Annotated in this window: 21 protein-coding genes; 12 read left to right on the top strand and 9 right to left on the bottom strand. The window is 65.1% G+C overall.

Going from position 1 to position 23347, the window contains the following annotated elements; translation table 11 throughout:
* Nucleotides 1-2: 2 nt before the first annotated feature.
* Nucleotides 3-1190, bottom strand: a complete 1188-nt coding sequence (locus HMPREF3176_RS02240; protein ID WP_070457855.1) for a glycerate kinase — start codon at nt 1188-1190, stop codon at nt 3-5.
* Nucleotides 1191-1300: 110 nt separating this feature from the next.
* Between HMPREF3176_RS02240 and HMPREF3176_RS02235 the strand changes: the two genes are divergently transcribed.
* The 3 genes from HMPREF3176_RS02235 to nhaA (HMPREF3176_RS02225) all read left to right on the top strand — a co-directional run bounded on the left by HMPREF3176_RS02235 (nt 1301) and on the right by nhaA (HMPREF3176_RS02225) (nt 5597).
* Nucleotides 1301-2644: a M20/M25/M40 family metallo-hydrolase gene (locus HMPREF3176_RS02235; RefSeq protein ID WP_070457853.1), complete on the top strand. Its 1344-nt coding sequence runs from the start codon at nt 1301-1303 to the stop codon at nt 2642-2644.
* 56 nt (nt 2645-2700) lie between these two features.
* Nucleotides 2701-4083: a Na+/H+ antiporter NhaA gene (gene nhaA, locus HMPREF3176_RS02230; protein WP_141742339.1), complete on the top strand. Its 1383-nt coding sequence runs from the start codon at nt 2701-2703 to the stop codon at nt 4081-4083.
* A 170-nt stretch (nt 4084-4253) separates the two neighbouring features.
* Entirely contained in the window at nt 4254-5597 is a 1344-nt protein-coding gene (gene nhaA, locus HMPREF3176_RS02225; RefSeq protein WP_070457852.1) for a Na+/H+ antiporter NhaA, read from the top strand.
* A gap of 20 nt (nt 5598-5617) precedes the next feature.
* Here the strand turns inward: nhaA (HMPREF3176_RS02225) and HMPREF3176_RS02220 are convergent, their stop codons facing one another.
* Nucleotides 5618-7222, bottom strand: coding sequence for an LssY C-terminal domain-containing protein (locus HMPREF3176_RS02220; protein ID WP_083286193.1), 1605 nt, complete (start codon nt 7220-7222; stop codon nt 5618-5620).
* A gap of 99 nt (nt 7223-7321) precedes the next feature.
* Here HMPREF3176_RS02220 and HMPREF3176_RS02215 point away from each other — a divergent pair, with 99 nt between their 5' ends.
* The 3 genes from HMPREF3176_RS02215 (at nt 7322) to HMPREF3176_RS02205 (ending at nt 9650) form a co-directional block, all read left to right on the top strand.
* Nucleotides 7322-8197 (top strand): aldo/keto reductase, encoded by an 876-nt coding sequence (locus HMPREF3176_RS02215; protein ID WP_070457850.1) that lies wholly within the window; start codon nt 7322-7324, stop codon nt 8195-8197.
* A gap of 60 nt (nt 8198-8257) precedes the next feature.
* Complete coding sequence (locus HMPREF3176_RS02210) at nt 8258-9097, top strand: aldo/keto reductase (protein ID WP_070457848.1); 840 nt, start codon at nt 8258-8260, stop codon at nt 9095-9097.
* A 115-nt stretch (nt 9098-9212) separates the two neighbouring features.
* The gene (locus tag HMPREF3176_RS02205) at nt 9213-9650 is read left to right on the top strand and encodes a hypothetical protein (RefSeq protein ID WP_070457847.1); all 438 of its coding nucleotides are present in this window, start codon (nt 9213-9215) and stop codon (nt 9648-9650) included.
* A gap of 168 nt (nt 9651-9818) precedes the next feature.
* On the opposite strand, the gene HMPREF3176_RS02200 is transcribed toward HMPREF3176_RS02205, so the two are convergent.
* On the bottom strand, nt 9819-10769 hold the full coding sequence (locus HMPREF3176_RS02200; RefSeq protein WP_070457845.1) for a rhomboid family intramembrane serine protease: 951 nt from the start codon (nt 10767-10769) through the stop codon (nt 9819-9821).
* 20 nt (nt 10770-10789) lie between these two features.
* Entirely contained in the window at nt 10790-11326 is a 537-nt protein-coding gene (locus tag HMPREF3176_RS02195) for a peptidylprolyl isomerase (RefSeq protein WP_070457843.1), read from the bottom strand.
* Nucleotides 11327-11500: 174 nt separating this feature from the next.
* Between HMPREF3176_RS02195 and HMPREF3176_RS02190 the strand changes: the two genes are divergently transcribed.
* The 3 genes from HMPREF3176_RS02190 to gluQRS are packed head-to-tail and all read left to right on the top strand — an operon-like array spanning nt 11501 to nt 13809.
* Nucleotides 11501-12244, top strand: coding sequence for a hypothetical protein (locus HMPREF3176_RS02190; protein WP_070457841.1), 744 nt, complete (start codon nt 11501-11503; stop codon nt 12242-12244).
* Entirely contained in the window at nt 12237-12809 is a 573-nt protein-coding gene (locus tag HMPREF3176_RS02185; RefSeq protein ID WP_070457840.1) for a GNAT family N-acetyltransferase, read from the top strand. Before HMPREF3176_RS02190 ends, HMPREF3176_RS02185 begins: the two co-directional genes overlap by 8 nt.
* Nucleotides 12796-13809: a tRNA glutamyl-Q(34) synthetase GluQRS gene (gene gluQRS / locus HMPREF3176_RS02180; protein ID WP_070457839.1), complete on the top strand. Its 1014-nt coding sequence runs from the start codon at nt 12796-12798 to the stop codon at nt 13807-13809. Before HMPREF3176_RS02185 ends, gluQRS begins: the two co-directional genes overlap by 14 nt.
* A gap of 60 nt (nt 13810-13869) precedes the next feature.
* Here the strand turns inward: gluQRS and HMPREF3176_RS02175 are convergent, their stop codons facing one another.
* Nucleotides 13870-14313, bottom strand: a complete 444-nt coding sequence (locus HMPREF3176_RS02175) for a nuclear transport factor 2 family protein (RefSeq protein WP_065247067.1) — start codon at nt 14311-14313, stop codon at nt 13870-13872.
* A 321-nt stretch (nt 14314-14634) separates the two neighbouring features.
* On the opposite strand from HMPREF3176_RS02175, the gene HMPREF3176_RS02170 reads away from it, so the two are divergent.
* The gene (locus HMPREF3176_RS02170; protein ID WP_070457837.1) at nt 14635-15567 is read left to right on the top strand and encodes a GlxA family transcriptional regulator; all 933 of its coding nucleotides are present in this window, start codon (nt 14635-14637) and stop codon (nt 15565-15567) included.
* A gap of 33 nt (nt 15568-15600) precedes the next feature.
* Here the strand turns inward: HMPREF3176_RS02170 and HMPREF3176_RS02165 are convergent, their stop codons facing one another.
* From HMPREF3176_RS02165 to HMPREF3176_RS02150, 4 genes are all read right to left on the bottom strand, one after another.
* On the bottom strand, nt 15601-16332 hold the full coding sequence (locus HMPREF3176_RS02165) for a VIT1/CCC1 transporter family protein (RefSeq protein WP_070457836.1): 732 nt from the start codon (nt 16330-16332) through the stop codon (nt 15601-15603).
* A gap of 54 nt (nt 16333-16386) precedes the next feature.
* Entirely contained in the window at nt 16387-17403 is a 1017-nt protein-coding gene (locus tag HMPREF3176_RS02160; RefSeq protein ID WP_070457834.1) for a TerC/Alx family metal homeostasis membrane protein, read from the bottom strand.
* 82 nt (nt 17404-17485) lie between these two features.
* Nucleotides 17486-18340 (bottom strand): ADP-dependent NAD(P)H-hydrate dehydratase, encoded by an 855-nt coding sequence (locus HMPREF3176_RS02155; protein ID WP_065247063.1) that lies wholly within the window; start codon nt 18338-18340, stop codon nt 17486-17488.
* Nucleotides 18337-21771 carry a DEAD/DEAH box helicase gene (locus HMPREF3176_RS02150; RefSeq protein ID WP_246826627.1) on the bottom strand — a complete coding sequence of 1145 codons (3435 nt, stop codon included), beginning with the start codon at nt 21769-21771 and terminating at the stop codon, nt 18337-18339. The genes HMPREF3176_RS02155 and HMPREF3176_RS02150 overlap by 4 nt, the downstream gene beginning before the upstream one ends.
* Before the next feature lie 217 nt (nt 21772-21988).
* Here HMPREF3176_RS02150 and HMPREF3176_RS02145 point away from each other — a divergent pair, with 217 nt between their 5' ends.
* Both HMPREF3176_RS02145 and HMPREF3176_RS02140 read left to right on the top strand, forming a co-directional pair.
* Nucleotides 21989-23008: a hypothetical protein gene (locus HMPREF3176_RS02145; RefSeq protein WP_070457831.1), complete on the top strand. Its 1020-nt coding sequence runs from the start codon at nt 21989-21991 to the stop codon at nt 23006-23008.
* A 15-nt stretch (nt 23009-23023) separates the two neighbouring features.
* The gene (locus HMPREF3176_RS02140) at nt 23024-23329 is read left to right on the top strand and encodes a hypothetical protein (RefSeq protein WP_070457830.1); all 306 of its coding nucleotides are present in this window, start codon (nt 23024-23026) and stop codon (nt 23327-23329) included.
* Nucleotides 23330-23347: the final 18 nt, after the last annotated feature.

Below are 23347 nucleotides of genomic sequence, written 5' to 3'. Positions count from 1 at the left end.
GTTCACTCCGCTCTATGGCTGTGAACTGCAATGTTCCCGATCTCCATGAGTCGCATCGAGGTTGCCGCTGCACGCTCGAGGTTGCGCGGACCGTCATTGAGGGCCTCTTCGAGAGTCGTCACTCCCTGCACGATCGGCGCGAGAGCGCTCACACCATGAGCGTAAAGCACCTCGGCGCCCTCGCCAATGCGTCCCGCGAAGGCCACGCACGGCACGCCGTGGCGCCTTGCGAGAGCGGCGACACCCGCGGGGGCCTTACCGTTAAGCGTCTGCGCGTCAATCGATCCCTCGCCGGTGAGGACAAGATCGGCGTGCGCAATCGTTCTTTCGAGGCTCACCGTACGCGCGACGAGATCGAAACCCGGCTCGAATCGCGCATCGAGGAACGTCGCGAGGGCCCAGCCGAGCCCACCCGCGGCGCCAGCACCGGGCTCGGTTGCATGAGCCCGGGCGCCAAGGGAAGGGTCCGACGCTTCCGCAGCCTCCACGAGTTCCCCGAGGAAACCCTCGAGCTTCGCCACCGTGGCGGGATCCGCGCCCTTTTGCGGGCCGAAGACCGCGCTTGCACCACTCGTGCCAAGGAGCGGGTTCGTCACGTCGCACGCGACCTCGATGCTGACCTCAAAGAGCCGAGGATCGAGGCCGCTCACGTCGATGCGGGCAAGGCACCCGGCTAGAGAGGCGGGTACGGGGGGAAGCGGGCGGCCGTCGGAATCAAGAAACCGCGCGCCGAGCGCACCGAGCATCCCCACCCCGCCATCATTCGTTGCGGAGCCGCCAAGGCCGATGATGAGCCGGCCGCCCTCGCCAAGCCGATCGAGCGCGGAGGAGATGAGTTCGCCGACGCCGCGCGTGCTCGCCCTCATCGGGTCGCGCTCCCCCGGTTGAAGGTGCATGAGTCCCGCGGCGCTCGCCATCTCGAGGACCGCTGTGGACGGCTGCGCGTTTGGGGCGAGGCCGTACTCTGCGCTCACGGGGCGGCCGAGGGCATCCGCAACGGTGACGGAATGGAGGGTGGCCCCGAGCGCTGTCCCGAGGGAGGCAGTGAAACCCTCGCCACCGTCGGACACCGGAGCGAGCGTGCATGCCGCCCCGGGAACAACTGCGCGCACTCCTCGCGCAATCGCCTCAGCCGCCTCGCGCGCACTCATCGACTCTTTAAAGGAATCGGGCGCGATCAGAACCCTCACCGCGGGCCTCCCTGCTCCTGCCCTTTTAAACCGGGGCGTTCTTCGACAGCTCTCTCACAGAGAAACTACCGCTCCTCCCGACGAAACCGTCAAGGGGGTAACGTGGAATTATGTCGCAAACTGAGAACCCCGAGTCGGCCCTGCCTTCGAGTCCCCGCGAAATCCTCGAAGCTCTCGTGCGTATCGACAGCACCTCCCACACGGGGAACCTCGAGACAATCACGCTTCTGCAGCGGATCTTCGCGAGTAAGGGCGTCACCACCCACGTGTTCCGCGAGGAGGACGGTCTCGATGCGAACCTCGTGGCCGTGTTCCCCGCGGCGGGGGAAACCGCTGGTGATAGTACAGACCGTGCGGCAAAGGACGTACTCGGAGAGAAGTACGCAACGGGTCGCGGCGGTGTCGACAGGCTCGACGGCGACGCACACGCCGCTCCCGCGCGCGACACCGAACGCCGGGGCATCCTCATCGCGGGCCACACCGATTGCGTGCCCGTCACGGGACAGGACTGGATCAGCGCGCCCTTCGAGCCCACCGAGCGGGACGGAAAACTCTATGGCCGCGGCACCGCCGACATGAAGGGGTACCTCGCGACCTTCACGGCCCTCGCCGACCGTTTCCTCGCGGCCGAGCTGACCGAACCCGTCTACCTCGCCGCTACGTGGGACGAGGAAACGAGCTGCAACGGTGCGCGTGAGCTCGTCAAGCAACTCGAAACCCTCGATATTGCGCCGCGCATTGCCTACGTTGGCGAGCCCACGATGATGGACGTCGTCACCGCCCACAAGTCCATGAACTCCTTCGAGGCCGATTTTTGCGGCATCGCCGCCCACTCGAGCCTCCTGCCCCGAGGCCTCAACGCGAACCGCTACGCCGCGATGTTCACGACCTGGTTTCACGAGGAGATCATCGACCGAGGCATCGCCGACGGCCCGAATGACCCAGCTTTCCTCGTCCCGCACATCACGGGCGGTGTGAACCGCTTTGATGGCGGCAACGCGATCAATACGGTCGGGGCGCACGCCCACCTTCTTTTCGAATACCGCGCCCTCCCGAGCGACGACGCGATCGCGATCGCCCGCCGCATCCAGGCGAAGATCGCCGAAATCGACGCGGACATGAAAAAAGCAATTCCCGCCGACCCGGCCGATCCCGAGCAAGCGAAAAACGTGGGCGCGAGCCTCACGATCCGCACGCTCCTCTACCCGCTCGACTGCGGAACCGAGGGCGAGGCCGTGCAGCTCGCGCGCGAGCTCGGCGTGACCATCAGCCCCACGAAAGTCACCTACGGCACCGAGTCCGGCATTTACGAGGCCGCCGGCATGAGCGCCGTCGTGATCGGCCCCGGCGACATCGCCCAAGCCCACGGCGCCAACGAATACGTTGACCTCGAACAAATCGACAAATGCGAGGCGTTCTTCCTCGCCCTCCTCGAGAAGCTGAGCGCCTCGTAGCTCAAGCATCGCGAGGACCCCACTTCACCACACTCGACCAATCAGAAAGGCACGCAGTGAACAGCACGCCGGCGTCGAAAAACGACCTGCCCGCGCCCAAGCCGGGCACCCCACGAAAAATCCTTGACCAGGGAACCTTCCGCGAATACAGCCGCGTCGAGGAAATCCTCACGAAGGAATCGGCGGGCGGCATTGCTCTCGTCATCGCGACGATCCTCGCGCTCATCTGCGCGAACTCCCCGCTCGCGGACCTCTACTTCACCATCCGCGATACCCACTTCGGCTTCGACCTCGGTTGGCTGAACCTCAACCTCTCGGTTGCACACTGGGCAGCCGACGGTCTCCTCGCCGTGTTCTTCTTCCTCGTGGGCCTCGAGCTCAAGCACGAGTTCGTGCGTGGCGACCTGCGCGACCCGAAGCTTGCCCTCGTGCCGATGCTCGCCGCGGCTGGTGGCGTCGCGGTGCCCGCCATCATCTACACGCTCGTGAACCTCGGTGGTCCCGAAGCTTCCCACCATGGATGGGCGATTCCCGCCGCGACCGACATTGCGTTCGCCGTTGCGGTGCTCACCCTGATCGGCTCGAAGCTTCCCGCCGCCCTGCGCACCTTCCTCCTCACCCTCGCCGTTGTCGACGACCTCATCGCCATCCTCATCATCGCGATCTTCTACGCGGAGGAAACGAAGTTCGTGTACCTCCTCGCGGCAATTCCCGTCATCGCGATCTACGCATTCGTCGCCTACAAAGCTGAATGGCTGTTCAAGAAGCACTATTCGGCGGCCTGGGTGATCCTCTTCCCGCTCGCGATCATCACGTGGATCCTGTTCTACAACTCGGGCGTGCACGCCACCATCGCGGGCGTGGTACTCGCGTTCTGCGTGCCCGTCCATGCCCGCAGCGCCTACGGCAGCCAGCATTCGCTCGCCGAAACCCTCGAGCACAGGCTTCGCCCGTTCTCGACTGGCGTCGCCGTTCCCGTGTTCGCCTTCTTCAGCGCGGGCGTCGCCGTGGGCGGCTTGAGCGGTCTTCTCGACGCCTGGACCACGACCGTCGCCCTCGGCGTCATCGTGGGCCTCGTGTGCGGCAAGATGCTCGGCATTACGGGCACGACCTTCCTCCTCACGAAGCTGACAAAGGCGAACCTGGACGACGAGATCAAATGGATCGACCTCATCGGTATGTCCGCCATCGCCGGCATCGGCTTCACCGTGTCGCTTCTCGTTGCGGAGCTGAGCTTCGATCCCTCGAGCCCGCTCGTGGAAGACGCAAAGGTCGGGGTGCTGACCGCTTCGCTCCTCGCGGCGATCGTCGGCTCGATTCTTCTTATTCCCCGCAACAACCACTACAAGAAGATCGCCGAACTCGAATCGCGAGACGAGAACCAGGACGGCATTCCCGACGTGTTCTCCGACGACACCTCGCGCACGTCGCAGCCATAGGGCTTCGCATATCGCCCGCACGAATGGGGCTCGGGTCACACGACCCGGGCCCCATTCGCACCTCAGCCTGTAGTGTGGGTGGCTGGTGTGCCGGGAAGTCTGGTCGCCACGGGCGAGGCCCCGGATGCTTCGCTCGTTGACAATGCCCGCCGAGCCCCAAAGGACTCTCCATGACGAGCAACCGCAAAAGCCGCACCGACGCAATCCTCGCCCGCGGCACCTACCGCGAACTGACGCGCATCGAAAAAATTCTCACAACCGAGACCACCGGTGGCCTCATCCTCGTCGGAGCGACCATCCTCGCGCTCCTCCTCGCCAACTCCCCTGCCGCCGACGCCTACTTCGCCCTGCGCGACATGCACGTCGGTTTTTCGACAAGCTGGCTGGACCTCGACCTCTCCCTCGCACACTGGGCGGCCGACGGACTCCTCGCGATCTTCTTCTTCCTCGTGGGCCTCGAACTCAAGATGGAGCTCACGAAAGGAGACCTGCGTGATCCCCGCCGCGCGTTCGTGCCCGTCGCGGCCGCTGCGGGTGGCGTCGCGCTACCGGCCCTTCTCTACTCGGCCATCAACGCGGCGAGCCCCGAGACACTCGGTGGCTGGGCGATTCCCGCCGCAACCGACATTGCCTTCGCCGTCGCGGTCCTCGCAATCGTCGGCTCGAAGCTCCCCGCGGCGCTACGCACCTTCCTCCTGACCCTCGCAATCGTCGATGACCTCATCGCCATCACGATCATCGCCGTGTTCTACTCGAGCGACCTCAAGCTCCACTACCTTGCCTTTGCACTCATCCCCCTCGCGCTCTACTGGCTGGTCGCCAACAAGGCCGAGGCACTCTTCAAAAAGCACTACACCGCCGCGTGGTTCGTGCTGCTTCCGCTCGGCCTCATCGTGTGGGCGCTCTTCTACAACTCCGGCATCCACGCCACCATTGCGGGCGTTGCGCTCGCGTTCATGATCCCCGTGAACCCCCTTTCGAAATACGGTGAGCGCTACTCACTTGCCGAAACGTTCGAGCACCGCTTCCGTCCGCTCTCCTCGGGCATCGCCGTGCCGATCTTTGCATTCTTTAGCGCGGGCGTCGCCGTCGGCGGCCTCAGCGGGCTCGCCGAGGCGTGGACCTCAAGCGTTGCGCTCGGCATCATCGTCGGTCTCGTCGCAGGGAAGATGCTCGGCATCGTGGGAACGACGTTCCTCGTGACACGAATCCGAGGCGCAAACCTCGACCCCGACATTAGGTGGATCGACCTCACGGGTGTCGCGGCCCTCGCCGGCATCGGCTTCACCGTGTCACTCCTCGTGGCCGAGCTCAGCTTCGACGTTGCCAACCCCGCGCATGATTGGGCGAAGGTCGGCGTGCTCACCGCTTCGGTGCTCGCCGCGATCGTGGGCGCCGCCATCCTCACGCCGCGAAACGCCCGCTACGCGAAGATCGCCGAGCGGGAGAAGGTCGATGCGAACTACGACGGTATCCCCGACGTGTTTGCCGACGATACTTCGCACACGAAGTAGCCGCGCTCAAGACGCCGCCTCTACTCGGCGGCGCCCTCCTCGCGCTGCGCGTAGTACGCGATGCGGTCGGTATGCACCCAAATGCGGGCCGCGTCCGAGGTGAGCGTGAGAAGCGCGAGGGTGCTCAGCCCAACGCCGAGCAGCTCGGTGGCACTCGCCGCGCCCGCGGGCTCGAGCGCGGCGACGCTAATGCGCGCAAGCGAGTCGAAGGCGAGAAGCGCCATGAGGCCGAGCCGCGCCCACCTGTTGCGGCCAAGCATGAACAGGAACAGCAGGATCTGCCCCGCAACGAGCGCGGTGAAAGGCAGAAGCGGGGTTTCGCCGAGCTGATCGAAGCCGAGGGCGCGCACGATGCCGTCGGCCTGCGCGGCCCCCGATCCCCGTGCCCATACGAGACCCCACAGAGCGACCACCGCTGCCGCCTCAAGCGCAATCATGAGCCCAACGAAACCGATCGATGGGGGCGGCAGGTGGTGGTCGCCGACGTTGCGGATTGCCTGCAGGAAATCCGCGCGGGCGCCGTGCCATTCGCGCTCGAGCGACTGCATGAGTTCGCGCGGGCGCAGCGAGCGCCCACGCAGGTAGAAGATGCCCGTGGCACGGTTGCGTGGCTGGATCACCGCGGTGGACCCGGTCGAGCGAGCCTCGGCGCCCGTCACGTCAACGACGGGCAGGTGGCCGTCCGTGCGAAGCGGATCCCCGCCGCCGTTCCTGTGGTGGTAGGAGGTCGAATAATCCTTGATCACACCCACGGGAATAGCGTGGTCGGCGTGCAACAACGTATCGACGACGTAGTTGCGTTCGACGTCCGTGTTTTCGTCGATCTTGTGGGTGACCTGGAACGTGAACCGCGAGAGGCCCACGCCGCGGTCGTACGTCGCGGCGGCGAGCCACGTGACGCGATGTCCGCCCGGCATGACCCACTTGTGCGGCACTCGCCAGAACCGGATGTGGTGGCGCCTGAGCGTAGTGCCGCCCACCTCCTGCTGGTAGGCGAACTCGTGCCGTCGGCCAAAGAGGAAGAGCGAACTCACCGGGGCTTGCGGGTAGGAGCGTCGAAGAAGAAACGAGATCACCGTGCGCCTCGCGCTGTGCAACGTGTTCTCCTCCGCGAGAACCCATCCGGCCTTGCGCATCGCGACGTGGATATCCTCCGCCGATCCCTCGAACGCGAGGTTCACGGGGTCGCCGAGCAGCCCGTCGGCCGTGCGCGTGCGCCCCATGAAGTAGTCGGGAACGTACACGGCCGTGAGCGCCTGGTGAATGCGCGGGAGAGCGACGTAGGTGAACACGAGCCAAAACACGAGAAGGTTGATGAGGCGTCTCGGGTTGGTCGTGAGGCCCTGCCGCAGGAATACGTAGGCAAGCACGAGCGAGAGAACGGTCGCGAGCAGCACGAATAGGGCGTCAAGCCGAGGGTAGATCTCGAGGCGCGGGCGGTCGTGGCTATGGCCGGCCGCGTGATCATATTCGGGATACGTGAGCGGAACGGGCCGCTTCCACTTCGCGAACCGGGTGCGTTTCGTGTGCGGCGGGCGGGGCACGATGCGCGGTTTCTCCGGGAGAACGAGCGGTTGCGACGGTCGCCTCGCCTCAGCGCGTGCGCGCCCCCCGTAAGCCTCCATGCCGCTCATTGTACGGGCGACGCCTCCCGATCCCGATGATTCAGGGACCGCCCGATGGAGATTTATAGGCTTGTGTGAGGCTTTAGGAAGAAGGATTCGATGACCTCTACGAGCGAGTTCGCGTCGACAAGCCCGCTGCTCACCCTCAATGACGGCAAGAAGATCCCCCAACTCGGCTTCGGGGTGTACAAGACTCCAAACGATGAGGTGGAGGCCGCGATCGAGTGTGCGTTTGAGGCCGGCTACCGGCACATCGACACCGCGAAGCTCTACGACAACGAAGAGGGCGTGGGCCGCGCCGTGCGAAACTCGGGCCTGGAGCGCTCGAGCGTGTTCGTCACGACGAAGGTGTGGAACGACGATCACGGGCGCGAGAAGACGCGCCGCGCATGTGAAGAGAGCCTCGAGCGGCTCGGCCTCGACTACGTCGACCTCTACCTCATCCACTGGCCCATGCCCATGAACGGCCTCGCGGTCGACACCTGGGAGGAACTCATCAGGCTCCGCGAGGAGGGCCTCGTGACCTCGATCGGCGTCGCGAACTTCCCGGCACAGCGCATCGACGAGCTGACGGAGGCGACGGGAGTTGTGCCCGTGCTGAACCAGATCGAGCTCAACCCCTATTTCGCCCAAAACGACCTGCGCGAAGCCAATCGCGAGCGCGGCGTGCTAAGCCAGGCCTGGGCGCCCCTTCATCGCGGCAAGGGCCTCTTCGACGAACCGATCATCCGCGAGATCGCCGAGCGCCTCGAGGCAACCCCCGCGCAGGTCGTGCTCGCGTGGCACCTCGCGCTCGGCACGATCGCGATCCCGAAATCGGTGACGCCGAGCCGAATCCGCGAGAACTTCGACGCGCTCAATGTGCGCCTCACGCCCGAGGACCTCGCGGCAATCGCAGCCCTCGACCGCGGCGAGGCCGGGCGAACCGGCTTCGACCCGGAAACCATGGAGCGAGGCGCGGGATACAAGGGCTAAAAACCACGCGCAGCAAGCAGACCAAAAAATTGTGTGACCGCCAACCGTAAGGAGAAAACCATGGCCTTCGAGAGTCCACTCACAACCCTGAACGACGGGAAGACAATCCCGCAGCTCGGCTTCGGCGTGTTCAAGGTTCCGAACGATGAAACCGCCGCCGCCGTCAAGGCCGCAATCGAGACCGGCTACCGCCACATCGACACCGCCGCTGTCTACGGCAACGAGGAGGGGGTGCGCCAGGGCATCGATGCCGCGGGCGTCGACCCGAAGGACCTTTTCATCACGACGAAGCTGTGGAACGCGAACCAGGGCTACGACGAGACAATGCGTGCCTTCGACGAGTCGATGGGCAAGCTCGGCCTCGACGTGCTCGATCTTTACCTCATCCACTGGGCGTGCCCGAGCTTCGGCCTCTACAACGACACGTGGAAGGCCTTCATCGAACTTCAGAAACAGGGCCGCATCACCTCGATCGGTGTCTCGAACTTCCCCGCGGAAAACCTCGAGGATCTCATTGAGACGAGCGGCGTGACGCCCGTCCTCAACCAGATCGAGCTTCACCCCTACTTCAACCAGGCCGAGCTACGTGTCACCAACACCAAGTACGGCGTCGCAACCGAGGCGTGGGGGCCGCTTGGCCAGGGCGGCGACGTCCTGAGCGATCCCGCGCTCGAGGCCATCGCGAAGGCTCACGACGCGAGCATCGCCCAGGTCATCCTCGCGTGGCACCGCCAGCTCGGCACAATTGCGATCCCGAAATCGGTCACGCCTTCGCGCATCGCCGAGAACTGGGAGTCGCTTGGCCTCACGCTCAGCGGTGAGGAGATCGAGAAGATCAACGCCCTCTCGCGCGCCGACGGCCGCGGCGGCCCGGATCCGGCTACGGCGGATTTTAAGTAAACCGTCGGCGGCGAAGTTTCGTTCCGCCAAGCGGAAGGTAACAAGTTCACGAACACTGTGCGGAACCTGCCCGCGCCCTCTTCCCCGGGGGCGCGGGCCTTCCTATTTTGGAGGCATGAGTGACGCACGCACCCTTTCACGCACCGACTACACGTTCCGCGCACGCGGTCATTTCGCGCTTTCGCAAGACGAGGCGTGGGACCGCATGACCCAGCAGTGGCTGCCCGCGTGGCTCGGCCTTCAGTCGATCCCCCTCATGGTGGGCGGCCCCCTCGTCAAGAACCCCGGTAAGAACCGCCAGATCATCGGCAAGGTGCTCGGCTCGGCCCTCGGGCACCGCATCCGCGTCGAGTACGACAGCCCGCTCGTGAGCGCTCGCATCATCGTGCAAGCGACCCTCATGGAGGACGAGGGCGCGACGGTCCTCGAGCTCGATGTGGAGAACGCCCCATCGCACGACGCACTCGAGACTCTCCGCGAGGCGTGGAGCGAGCGCGTCGCGGCTGCGGAGGCCGAAGTTGCGCGCGAACACGAGGCACATCGAGCACTCTAAGCGCTCGCGAACCACATACGCGAAAACCCCGCCCGATTGGGCGGGGCATCCGTGCTGTTCACGCGTGAATGACAGCCATGTAGTTCTCCCCAACCGTGGACAACGTTGTGGATAACTCTGTTGAGGCGGGGCTATACGAGAGTGAAACCCCGCCCGACCGAAGCGGCGTTAGACGAGGTAGCCCGCCTGTGCCGCGAGCCACCACTTCACCGCGCACGCGGCGATCAGCAACACGACGATTCCCGCGATCACGCCGCCGTGAATGAGCGCCGATTTTTTCGCGACAGCAACGCGATCCGCGCCAGGTTCGGCGGTCGGTCGGGTTGCGAAGAAAAGGCCGACGGCTGCTGCCCCCACAACAAGGCCTCCAAGGTGGCCCTGCCACGAGATACCCGGGTAGAGGAAACCGATCACGAAGTTGAGCACGATAAGGATAAGAACCTGCGTGCTCTCCGCACCGAGGCGGCGTTGGAGGATCAGGAGCGCACCAAACAGGCCGAAAAGACCGCCCGAAGCGCCTACCGTGCCCGTGAACCACGCATCCGTACCGATGCTTGACAGAAGCAGCACGGCGGTGTGCCCGCCGAACACGCTCACGAGAAACACCGCGAGATAGCGCCAGTGGCCGAGCGCACGCTCAAGGAATTGACCCACGGCCCACAGGGCATACAGGTTGAGACCCACGTGCGCGATTCCCCCGTGGAGGAAGCCGCTCGTGAGGAAAGTCCACGGCATCGCGAGCGAGCGGAACGGCGCGAACATGAACCACTGCGAGAGCGTGCGGTCAAGCCCGATGAACTGGAGCGCGAAGATCACGGCGCACAGCCCCATGATCGTGTACGTCACGACGGGGAGAGTGCGCACGGGCTCGGCTCCCACAACGGTTCGCGGGGCACTCTGACGCTGACTGTGTTCGGCCTCGCTCACACAGTCGACGCAATGGACGCCGACGGCGGCCCGGCGCTGACATTCGACACACGCGGGGCGATCGCAGCGCTGGCAGCGGATAAGAGAGGGCCGATCCGGGTGGCGCGGGCACACGGAGTCCGTACTACTCGTGTAGTACGGCTCTCCCGCGCCCGGCTGCGGATCGGCTCCTTTTCCGTAGCTCTGGGACATCGACGAAGTGAACCTTCGGGTCAGTCCTCGATGGTCACCGAGTTGATGACGACGTCTTCGAGCGGGCGATCACGCATGTCGGTATCGACCTTGGCGATCTCGTCGACGACCTTCTTCGAGGCATCGTCGGCAACCTCACCAAACACGGTGTGCTTGCCGTGCAGGTACTGGGTCGGGGCAACGGTGATGAAGAACTGCGAGCCGTTGGTGCCCGAGGGGCGGCCCGTGATGGCGTTCATGCGCTTACCGGCATTGGCCATCGCGAGAACGTAGGGCTCGTTGAAGTTCTTTTCGGAGATCTCATCATCAAAGTTGTAGCCGGGGCCGCCCGTGCCGGTGCCGGTCGGGTCGCCGCCCTGGATCATGAAGCCATCGATGATGCGGTGGAAGATCACGCCGTCGTAGTAGGGGCGCTTTTCCTTGTCGCCCGTGACCGGGTTCGTGAATTCGCGCTCGCCCTTCGCGAGCTCAACGAAGTTCGCGACGGTCTTGGGGGCGTGGTTAGCGAACAGTTCGAGGCGGATATCGCCGTGATTCGTGTGAAGCGTTGCAAACATGCCTCGATCCTCCCATACCCTCGCTGAAAACCGCTGAACGGCGCACAGCCATTCTGCATAGAAACTGTGATCTGCCGATGCACCGCTAGTAGGCTTAAGGCATCGCGGCGTGGCCACCACCCGCACTTCCAGACCGCCGCCGGGATTCCCGGCGCACGAACGAAAGGGTCAGCGATGGCTTTCACCAATTCCAAGCGCGAGGCCAAAAAGGCCGCGAAGAAGCACGCAAAGAACGCCAAGAAGCAGGCGAAGCACGCCCAGAGCACGTGGCGCAAGGCGCTCGATAACGCCGGCCCGCTCTTCAACGAGGCGTCGAAGGAGGCGCGTAAGCGCGCCGAAAAGTTCTACGGCGACTACGCCCCCGAGGTGGAAAAGCGCGTGCGCAAGGGCCTCGATGCCAGCCAGGCACGCGTGAGCGGGCTTTCGAGCCGCCTTTCGGACGAATTCGATCGCAACGTCGGCCCGCGCGCTCGCAAGTTCCGCAGCGATTTCGAGGCTGACTACCTCCCCCGCGCTCGCCGCACGGCGGATGCCGCGAACACGACCCTCAGCGCGGCTGTCGCCGCCGCCGTGGATGCCGCTCGCGCCGAATGGGAGAAGGGCGCGCCCGAGATCCGCACCGCCGCCACCACGAGCCCCGTTGCCGACAAGAAGAAGTCGAAGGTCGGCACCGTCCTCGTCGTCCTCGGTATTGCCGCGGTTGCCGGCACCGCCGGCTACCTCGCCTGGCAGAAGACCCGCCCCGTCGAGGATCCGTGGGCCCCGCCTGCAGACTTCGCCCGCTCGCACTACCCCGCCGCTGGCGTGAGCGAAGAAGATTCGACCGTGGTGTCAGATTCGGTGGCCGCAGCCGAGGCCGGCGACGTCTCCGAGTCCCTCGCCGATGGCGAGAAGGAAAACACCCACAAGGGTGAGTGACACTCCGCCTCTGAGCAGCGAGAGCCCCGTTCCCCACGCACTGCGTGGGAGCGGGGCTCTCTCGCACACCCTCGCGCCTCTCGCGCCGGCGGATCTTCCGCACCTGTGGCTCCTCCACTCGGATCCGCGCACGTTCACTCTCGACACGATCGGGCCGCTCGAAACCGTCGACCAGATGCAGCGCGTCCTCGACATTTGGCTCGACTCGCATGAGCGCGACGGCTTCGGGTACTGCGCCATCCGCAAGGCGGGATCGGGCGAGTTCCTCGGTGTCGCGGGCCTTTCCGCAATGCCGCTCGGTAAGCGCTGGGTCGCCAACACCTACGTGCGTTTAGCGCCGCAGGCCTGGGGAACCGGGGTCGCCACGGACGCGCTCACGACGTGCCTTCGCGAGGTCGCCGCGCTCGACACCGCGCCGCGCGAGGCCGCGTTTATCACCGCGGAGCACAACCTTCCCGCGCGCCGCCTCGCCGAGCGCCTCGGCTTCACCCTCTCTTCCGAAAGCGACCCGACCGAAACGGGCGCCCACGTCGTCTACCTCCTCAATCTCCATGACCACACCTGATCCCCGCTCGCCCTTCGGTTTCGCGGGCCGCTACGCACCCTCGCCGAGCGGCGATCTGCACCTCGGCAACCTTCGTACGGCCATCCTCGCGTGGGTTTTTGCGCGCCGCACCGGCCGTCATTTCCTCATGCGCATGGAGGATCTCAACCGCGTGAAGGAAGGAAGCGCCGAGAGTCAGCTCGAGGACATGGAGGCGCTTGGCCTCGACTGGGACGGCCCTGTCGCCTGGCAGTCGAAGCGACTTGACCTGTATCGACGGGTCGTGGCGGCCCTCGTTGAACGCGGGCTCGTCTACGAGTGCTATTGCACCCGCCGCGAGATTCACGAGGCGCCGTCGGCCCCTCACGCCCCGCCAGGGGCGTACCCCGGCACGTGCCGCAATCTCACCGACGTCGAACGGGAGGCCGGGCGCACGAAGATGCGCGCGCTGAATCGCGAGCCGTCGCTGCGACTGCGCGCGGATACGCACTCCTACAAGGTCACCGATCTATACGCCGGGCACACCCCGGGCGACGTCGACGACTTCGTGCTCGTGCGCGGCGATGGAATGTTCGCCTACAACCTCGTGGCGGTGGTCGACGATATTGAGACGGGCGTCGATCAGGTCGTGCGCGGGGATGATCTCCTCAGTTCGAGCCCGCGCCAGGCCTACCTCACCGACCTGCTCGCGCTTGCCGCGCCCTGGCTTTTCCCGCACCCCGATCGGCTCGGCGCAGGTCCGACGGTCGTCGGGGCAGCCTCGCCGCCGCATCCGTCGGCGCATCTCTCCTACATTCACGTCCCGCTCGCACTCAACACCGATGGGGCGAGGCTCGCCAAACGGGACGGGGCCGTGACGCTCAGGGATCGCCTCGCCAAAGGCGAAAGCCCCGAGGACGTCGCCGAAACAATCGGAGACTCCCTGGGGCTTCCGGGGTGCCGAAGCGCCCGCGACATCCTCGAGGCCTTCGACCCTGAAGCCTTGCCGCGAGCGCCGTGGATCTACACTCCCGGCGAGTGAGCCGGCGCCTAGATGTACTGACCGGGGACGGTGATCAATCGCGAGAAGGGCGGCGGAGTGTCACCAAGTGGGAAGTTCGCCCCGGCCTGGGGTGATGCGTCGTTCCTCCTGGCTGATGGGGCGGTCGTTGATGCTGGCCTCGCGATGGGTCATGTAGCCGTGCGCGTCGAAGCGCCACAGTTCGTTACCGTAGGAGCGCCACCACTGGCCGTCATGGTCGTGCCATTCGTACTGGAATCGCACGGCGATCTGATCATCGGTGAACGCCCACAGGTTCTTGCGAAGCTGGTAGTCGAGTTCCCGATCCCATTTGGTGGTGAGGAAGGCGATCACCTGGTCGCGGCCGGTGATCGTCTGGTCACGGTTTCGCCAGACAGTGTCCACACTGTAGGCCTGCGCGACCTTCTCGGGATCGCGCGTGTTCCATGCGTCCTCGGCGGCCTGTACCTTACGGGCGGCGGTTTCAGCGGTGAACGGTGGGATTGGGTTGCGTGTTTCGGTCATGTGATTACTCCTCGATCTGGGAATGTGAACCGCCCCGGCATGTCCGGAGACTTGGCTTGGTGGCTCAATGGGATGTGTCAGTGGTTTAAGGGCGTTGGCCAGATGGGCGGCGCCGGGTGGTACTCGATGCCGTCCTGTACTTGTCGGGCGCGTTCGGGGCTGGCGAGTCGTCCGACGAAGAGGAGGGCCATATCGAAGCCTGCCGAAACGCCGGTTGCCGTGACCACCCGCTTGCTCATGGACTCAAACCTACCGGGGCGCCCTGCCCAGTGCGAGTGGCGGGAATGACGTATAACGCGCAGTTCCTGCCATTATTGCTACATGCCACACCATGTTGTCGCCCTCGCCCTGCCCGGAGTGGTCGCCTTCGACCTGTCGACGGTTGCTCAGGTCTTCGGACACCCCGCCGAGGAGGAGTACACCTTTGCGGTGTCGACGCCCGGCGGTGACGACGTAATGACCTCCAGCGGATTCAGCATCGGCACCGTCCATGACCTGGACGCGCTGGCCCACGCCGACACGATCATCATCCCTGGCTACCGGCCCTATCCCCGTCCTCATGAAAGCACGCTGAAGGTGCTCCGTGACGCCCACCAGCGCGGCACAAGAGTCGCGTCGGTGTGCACTGGCGCCTTCGCTCTCGCTGCAACCGGACTCCTTGACGGACTGACGGCCACCACGCACTGGCAGGACGCCATGGAGTTGCAGCGGCTGTACCCCGACATCACGGTGCAGCCCGATGTGCTCTATGTCGACCACGGACAGGTCGCCACCAGCGCCGGTGTAGCAGCCGGAATCGACCTGTGCCTGCACCTGGCGCGCAGGGACTTTGGGGAGCGGGCCGCTACCCGGATCGCTCGCCGCATGGTGGTACCGCCCCACCGAGCAGGCGGCCAGGCCCAATACATCGAGCCAGCGGCTGCTCCCACGACACATGGCTTCGCCGAACTCGCCGCATGGATCGTGGACCACCTCGACCAGAGCCTCACCGTCGCCGACCTGGCGCGCCAGGCGCACTTGTCCGAGCGGCAGCTCGCGCGACGCTTCGTTGCCGAGATGGGACAGACCCCCCTGCAATGGATCTTGCACCAACGAGTCCTTGCCGCCCGACACCTGCTGGAGAACAGCCACCTGCCAGTCGATGTCATTGCCCAGCGCACTGGCTTGGGAACAGCTAGCACGCTACGGCGTCACCTGCGTCGTGAGATCAACGTGACTCCCACGAACTACCGGCGCACCTTCCGCGCTGACTAAGGACTGGTCGATCAACCTCTCCGGTCAGTACACCTAGATCACGCTCACGCCGAGCAGCGTGCCGATGCCGTAGGAGACGGCCATCGCTGCCGTACCGCCGAGAATCGTGCGGATCGTGGCGCGGCCCGCTTTCGCCTGGCCGAGGCGCGCCGAAATGAAACCGGTGAGGGCGAGTGCGAGCACTACCGACGCCACGACGGCGGGAACCTTGAAGGCCACGGGCGTGACGAGCACGGCGATGACCGGAAGCAAGCCGCCGAGCGTGAACGCGATGAGGGAAGCAAACGCAGCACCCATGGGCGAGGCGATCGACTCTTCTTCGATGCCGTAGCGCACGCGGGCGTGAGCGTCGAGCGCGTCGTGCGCGCTCATGCGTTCGGCGGCTTCGCGCGCAAGGTCTTCGGGGATCCCGGTCTCCTCGAGAGAGGCCGCGAGGGCGGCGAGTTCACGTTCCGGGTCCGTGGCGAGGCGCTGCCGCTCACGCTCGAGGAGCGAACGTTCGGTGTCTCGCTGCGTCGAAACGGACACGTACTCGCCCATCGCCATCGAGAGCGCGCCGGCACTGAGCGCGGCGGCGCCCGCGATCGCGAGAGCGCCGAAGGTCGGGGTTGCGGCGGCGACACCAACGACCATGCCGGCGACGGACACGATGCCATCATTTGCGCCGAGTACGCCGGCACGCAGGCGGTTGAGGTTCGCCGATGACGCGGCGCGGTCGTGTGTGTCTTCGGGGGAGGTTTCTGGGGCAGGGGTGGAGCTACTCATAGCTCTCACGCTATGTCGCTAAAAACCTTGCCCGCTAGACCGGGAAGCCTACCCTTAGCGGCCTTCGCCACCCTCGACAGCAGCCGCCGGTTGATCGTCGTTCGTCTTCGGCGCCCACAGAAGCGAGGCGATGATCGCGATGATCATCGAGCCGGCGATCACGGCGAGCGAAAGCCAGATCGGGATCTCGGGGATCGAGTGCACGAAGTGACCAAAGCCTGAATCCTTAGGCCACAGCGGCGCCTCGTGGGCCGCGTGAATGACGAGCTTGAGGCCGATGAAGGCGAGGATCGCCGCGAGGCCGTAGTGGAGGTACACGAGGCGGTCCACGAGCCCACCGAGTAGGAAGTACAGCTGGCGAAGCCCCATGAGCGCAAACAGGTTCGTCGTGAACACGATGAACGGGTTCTGCGTAATGCCGAGGATCGCCGGGATCGAGTCGAACGCGAACATCACGTCGGTCAGGCCGATCGTAAGGAACACGAGCAGCATCGGCGTGAAGACCTTCTTGCCGTTCACCACCGTGCGAATCTTACTCCCGTCGTAGTGATCGTGGACGTGGACGACCTTTTTAAGGTTCTTCATGACGAAGCCGTCCTCGGCCTCCTCCTCTTCCTCGCCCTGGACCTGTTTGTAGGCCGTGTAGAACAGGAAGATCGCAAAGATGTAAAACACCCACGCGAAGGAATTGATCACGGCGACGCCGAGCAAAATCAAGATCGCGCGCGCGATGAGCGCGATGATGATGCCCACCATGAGCACCTCTTGCTGGTATTTCCTCGGCACAGCAAACTTCGACATGATCACAATGAACACGAAGAGGTTGTCGATACTGAGCGAGTATTCGGTGAGCCAGCCCACGATGAATTGTCCCGCGACCTGGTGGCCGGCGAGGAAGTAGAGCGTGACGGCGAAGATGAGCGCGAGCGCCACGTAGAACACGACCCAGCCGATGCATTCCTTGAAGGACGGCACGTGGGGGCGCTTGAGAACGAGGAGAAGGTCGATAACGAGGATCGCAACGAGGACAATCAGCGAAATGACCTCGAACTGCAGGGAAATCTCACCCATCGGGGTCCCTTCGGGCTGGGGGCGGTGGAAATGACGAGGGCGCCTCACATCATGGGGCGCCCGTCTTCGGATTGTGTCTAGTCTACGTGTTCACCTTGGACGAGAGTCGAGCGAAGAGGTCGGGAATCACCTGCGCAATGTCGCTTGCGAGAATCGGCGCGTGGCCCTCACCCGCTGCGAGGGCCGCGGCGTGAGCGTGCAGGGTCACAGCGGCTTCGCACACCGCAAGGAGCGTCCGACGGTCGCCGCGCTCAAGCCCTTGCGCGATCTGTGCGTGGTTGAGCGCCAGCAACGCCCCGGTGATGCCCGCGAGCGCATCGCCCGTTCCCGCGGTCGCGAGGCGCGTCGTGGGCGATGTGACCGCGAGAGTGTCCTCTCCCGGCGCGGCAATCCACGTCGTGTGCCCCTTGAGGATCACCGTCGCGCCGGTGCGCTCGGCGAGGGTTTCCGCGGCCTCGCGGGGTGAGGACGCGATGCGGCCACGGTCCCAGCCATCGAGCAGGCTCGCGGCCTCCCCCGCGTGAGGGGTGAGGACGAGGCGGGCGGAGAAACCGTCGGAATTCGCACGCGCCAGGGCGGGTCCAAGCGCGCCCGCATCCGCGACCAGAAGGGCACCCGGCGAGGTTTCCGTCATGCACGCGCGCACGGCCTCAAGACGGCCCGGCCCTTCCCATCCGGAGCCAGCCACGAATGCCTGTGCACGGCCGACGGCGGGGACGACCTCGGGTGTACGCGCGATCACCATGCGCGCGACGGCTTCGGGCCCGAGGTAACGCACCATGCCCACGCCGCAGCGGGCCGCCGCTTCACAGCCGATGAGCGCCGCGCCCGGGTAGTGCTCGCTGCCCGTCGCCATGCACACAACGCCGCGCGTGTACTTGTGGTCGCGCTCGGTAGGCGCGGGCCAGAAGCGGGCGAGGTTGGCGAGACCGGTCACGAGAAGAGCTCCTTGACGTCGTCGGCGGTGATCTGTGCGCTGAACGCCTCGCCACCGTCGGTGAGCGAATCGAACAGCGCGCGTTTCTTCTCCTGGAGCGCGAGGACCTTGTCCTCGATCGTATCTGCCGCAACGAGACGGTAGACCATGACGCGCTCCGTTTGGCCGATGCGGTGCGTGCGGTCAATCGCCTGGTTTTCGGCGGCGGGATTCCACCACGGATCGAGGAGAAACACGTAATCGGCCTCGGTGAGCGTCAGGCCGAAACCGCCGGCCTTGAGGGAGATGAGGAATACGGGATCGTTGCCCTCGCGGAAGTCTCGGATGACGTCGGCTCGATCGCGGGTCGAACCGTCGAGGTACTGGTAGGCGATCTGGCGTTCCCGAAGCTGCTCCGCGACGCGCGCGAGGAAGCTCGTGAACTGCGAGAATACGAGAACCCTGTGGCCCTCGGCGACGACCTCGTCGAGGCGCTCGAAAAGAACCGCGAGCTTCGTCGACGGCGCGTTCTTATCGCCGCCATCGTCCACGAGCGCGGGATCGAGCGCGAGCATCCGCAAGAGCGTGAGTGAGCGAAACACGATGAAGCGGTTCTTGTCCATGTCGTCGATGAGGCCGAGGACCTTCTTGCGTTCGCGTTGAAGCACCGAATCGTAGATCCTGCGGTGCGCCCCCTCGAGCTCGACCTTGACGACCTGCTCCTGCTTCTGAGGAAGGTCCTTCGCCACGAGTTCCTTCGTGCGCCGCAGCATGAACGGGCGGAGCCGGCGGCGAAGCACGGGCATCTTCTCCGGATGCTCGCCCGATTCGATCGGCTGCGTGAAGTGGGTGCGGAACTGCACGTGAGGGCCAAGAACACCCGGCGCGACGATCGACATGATCGCCCACAGGTCCCCGAGGGAGTTCTCCATGGGCGTGCCGGTGATCGCGAGGCGAAACGGCGCCTTGATCCTCTTGACCGCTTGATGGATGCGCGAGGCGCGGTTCTTCACGAACTGGGCCTCGTCGAGGATGAGGCCCGCGAACTGTTCGCGTGCGAAATCCTCTGAATCGATGCGGGCGATCGTGTAGCTCGTGACGACGATGTCGGCGCCCTCGATTTCGCGCCGAAGCTCCGTTTTTCGGGCGCGTCGCGTGCGATCCACGAGCGCGACCTTCAGGTTGGGCGTGAAGCGCTCGGCTTCCGCCTGCCACACCCCGATGACGCTGCTCGGCGCCAGGACGAGGAAGGGGCGATGGGGGCCGGCAGGCGTCGGACCTGAACTTGCCTGGGCGGAGGTCTCCCCCGCGTGCACCACCACCGAGCCGTTACCCTCCCCCGCGCTCGCCGTCTCTCGCGCGTGCTGGATAAGCGTGAGCGCCTGGAGTGTCTTGCCGAGACCCATGTCATCGGCGAGAATCCCGCCGAGCCCGAGCGAATACAGCAGCGCAAGGAACTCGAAGCCCTCACGCTGGTAGGAGCGCAGCTTCGCGTGCAGCCCGGCTGGAATGGGCGTATGGGGGATGGCCTCGAGGTTCTTCAGTTTTCCGACGGTTTCTTCCCAACCGTCGGCAGCCTCGGTCGCATCCGCCGCGTCGGCGAGATCCTCCCAGAACCCCACCTGATACTTCGAGATCTGCTGGCGTTCGGGGTTCCATTCCGCGAGGGCCTCCCCCTCGGCGATGAGGGCGCGCAGGGCATCGAATGCCGGATGCTCAAGCGAAAAGTAGGTGCGATCCTCGAGCAGAAGCGTCGACTGCCCCTTCGCGAGCGCCACAAAAAGGGAGGGGAACGGGATCGTTCTACCCTCGAGCGTGACCTCGAAACCAAGGTCGAACCAGTCGTTCTTCGAAGGATTCTCGGTTTGCCTCACGCGCACGGAAGGATCACCATCGAGCTCGCGGTAGGTGTGGCGCGTGCCCGAGATCGTGACGTCGATGCCGTCCATCGCCTCGAGCTCGGGCAGAACGCGCGTCGTGAAGTGGGCGGTGTCCACGTCGCTCAGCTTCTCGGTGCCTTCGGGGGCGCGGTCATCGGGGCGCGCGCCGCCAACCGTTGGCCACAGCTCGCGCACCGCGGCAAGAAGCTCATCCTCACAGTCGCGGTCGCGCTCCGCACCGCCGCGCGCATGCACGCTGAAACGGTTGCGGCTCGACGGATACAGCCACGACCACTTCAGAGCAAGGGAGTTTGCGCCGCTGTAGGCGACCTCGAGCTGAAGCCGCGGCTTTTTCGGCGACGGCATCGTGACGCTCCCGTCGCCGCTCGCGACGCTCGTGACACGGCTCAGGCGAGGAAGCGCGCTATCAAAGAACGCCTCGCGTTCACTCTTCGGCACGTCGATGCGAGTGCGTGCCTCGAGGAGCTTCTGCACGGGCATCGGCACGGGGGCGCCGGTCCCCGCGAATTCAATATCGAACGAGTCGCGAGCGCCCTGGCGGATGTCGATGACGCCGTTCGAGCCGAGCATGCGCGCCTCGGGCCTCGGCTCGCCGTCGATATGCGCGAGGGCCCGCACCGTGAGATCGTCGGCGCCGGTCAGGTCCAGGCCGACGTCGGCCCCCTCACCAAGCCGGACCTCGCCAACGTTCTCCAATCCCACAAACGCCACCCCCGCCTCGCGAGCGCGCGCGAGAGCCTCCCACAAAATCGGCGAGCGAAACTGGTTGATCCACAGTTGCTCGACCGCGGCCGTATGGCTGCGATCCGCCTCCGAGAGCGCAAAGATCCTGGTCAGGGCGTCAGCATGCGCGGGGTCGAAGCCGCGACCGTTCATGCGGTACTCGAACGTCCGCCACGACAGCCCCGATTTGATCCAGTTGTTGCGCTTGCCGCGACGCAACGGGCGGATCGACAAATACACGCTCTTGCCCGCCTCGAGGTGAGCCATCGTGAACGGCTCATAGCCCCACGAAAACCTCGTCTTCGTGAGCTGCTCGGCTTTGAGCTCGAAGCCGAGCGCGAGAGGGGTCGTATCCTCCGTCTCCTCCTCGCTCGCGCGCAAGAGCGGCGCAAGAGTCTCAAGCCACGACGCTGCCTGCTCAGCCTCCGCTTCGGCCTCCGCCTCGCGGCTCTCGCTCCACTGCTCCGCCTGCTGCCCCGACCACAGGGCAAGCGCCGCGCCGTGCTTGCAGTTCATGGCCACGGGACACGAGCACGTCGACTGCACGGGAATCCACAGGGGAAGCTCACCTTCGGTGTCGTTTTCGTCATCGTCGACGTGGTGGAGCGACACTCGCACGCGATAGGGATCCGCGCCGCGGCCGTGCACGACGCCGATGAGCTCGCCCTTCGACCCGGTCGAGGTCGTCACCCAGTTGGGAAGGCGAACATGGTCGTCATTCGCGTAATCGGCCGCGCGCTCCACGACGACGCGCCCAAACATCGGTTCGATGAGGGCCTTCGGCACGAAGGGAAACGGCGGCTGAGGGGTGCGCGCGGAAGAAGCCATAACTTCCAGGGTACAGGCCGGGAAAAGGCGCCGTCGGACCACCAAGAGCCCTCCGCTCCCTAGACGGGGGCGGACCTGCCCCGGGCCCTTCCTACCTGATCTAGAAAACTAACCCCTACGTTTGTGGCGCAATTCGGCTGAGTTCCACCGCAAACGTTGGGTTTAGATTCGCGCCACCCTCGAAGAGCCCCCAGGCGCGACCGTTTAGCCTTGAGCCATGGTGAACCAGGGCACATTTAAGAACGAGTTCGAAGAGTGGGCACCCGCCTGCGTGCAACTCGCTTACACCTACGCCGACGGCCACGAGGCACTCGACCGACTTTGGGTGATCGCGCACCTCGGTACAACCGTGACGCCGTACGCCGTTTACGAAGTCAACGGCCGGATTTGCGAACCTTACAGCCTCGACGAGGCGATTCCTGAACTCGACTGCTCCCCCGAGGCGCAGGGGGAACTTCTCCATCCCCTCCTCGAGAACTCGGTCGAACTGCGAGACGCAGTCGTCGAGGCGAACGAGCCGCTGCCCACCCGCATCGTGCTGCGCTACGACGTCAAGCAGAAGGAACTGACAGCGAGCATGACCTACGACTCGCTCGAACCCGGAGTTCCCGAAGAGAAGCAGGTGAGCAATACCGAACTCATCGAGCGGTGGATTGAGCGACTACGCGAGACCGGCGATGACTCTGCATCCGCGCTCCCCGAGGAACCCGGCGACGAACAGGACGCTCACGCCACCACTATCGAGTTCGAGCCGACGGACCCCACCGACTGCGAGACACCTTTCGACCAGTGGTCGGCATACTGCTTGCAGGTCGCCTATAGCTTCGCCGACTGCCACGACTCACTTCAGCGCGTATGGGTCGTTGCCCACCTCGGCGGAGCCGTCTCGGTGAACGCCGTATACGAGATCGACGGCACCATCGTCCGGTCGCACGAGCTCGGTAAAGCAATCCCCGAGCTCGAAAGCCCGATCGAGGAGCAGGTCGAGTATCTCCTCGAACCGCTCACCGAAAACACGGCCGATTTCCAGGACGTCCTAGAGGCCGCGGGCGAGCCAGTTCCTACCCGTATCGTGCTGCGCTTCAACGTCGCCGACGACGACGTGAATGAGGACCTCACCTATGAACCGCTCGAACCCGGCATTGCCGAGGAGGAACAAAGCCCCGCGAGCGTGCTCCACGAGCGCTGGGTCGAGCGCTTGCGTGACACGGGCAACGACGCAGCTGGGGCCCTATGAAACTAACCCCCACGTTTGTGGCGGTATGAGATCGAGTTCCGCCACAATTGTTGGGTACAGATTCTCCTGGTTTCGTTAGGGACGCCGTCAGCCCTTGCGGACAACGTTGCGCGCGCCGCCGATTGGCTCCTCGATCACGCCGACGCCGACGGCAAGCTCTTCCTCGAGTACATCGACGAATCCGGCCAGGGCCTTGCGAACCAGGGCTGGAAAGACTCGGGCGACTCCGTGTGCTTCGCGGATGGCACGATCGTCGAAGCACTGATCGTCCTCACTGAAGTACAGGGGTACGCCTATGAAGCTGGGCTCGTAGCCGCGTGACTCCTCGATGAGCGCGAA

Origin of the sequence: Dermabacter sp. HMSC08H10 (assembly GCF_001807585.1) — a bacterium.
GTDB classification, from domain to species: Bacteria; Actinomycetota; Actinomycetes; order Actinomycetales; family Dermabacteraceae; genus Dermabacter; species Dermabacter hominis.
This window is presented reverse-complemented; position numbering and strand designations above follow the sequence as displayed.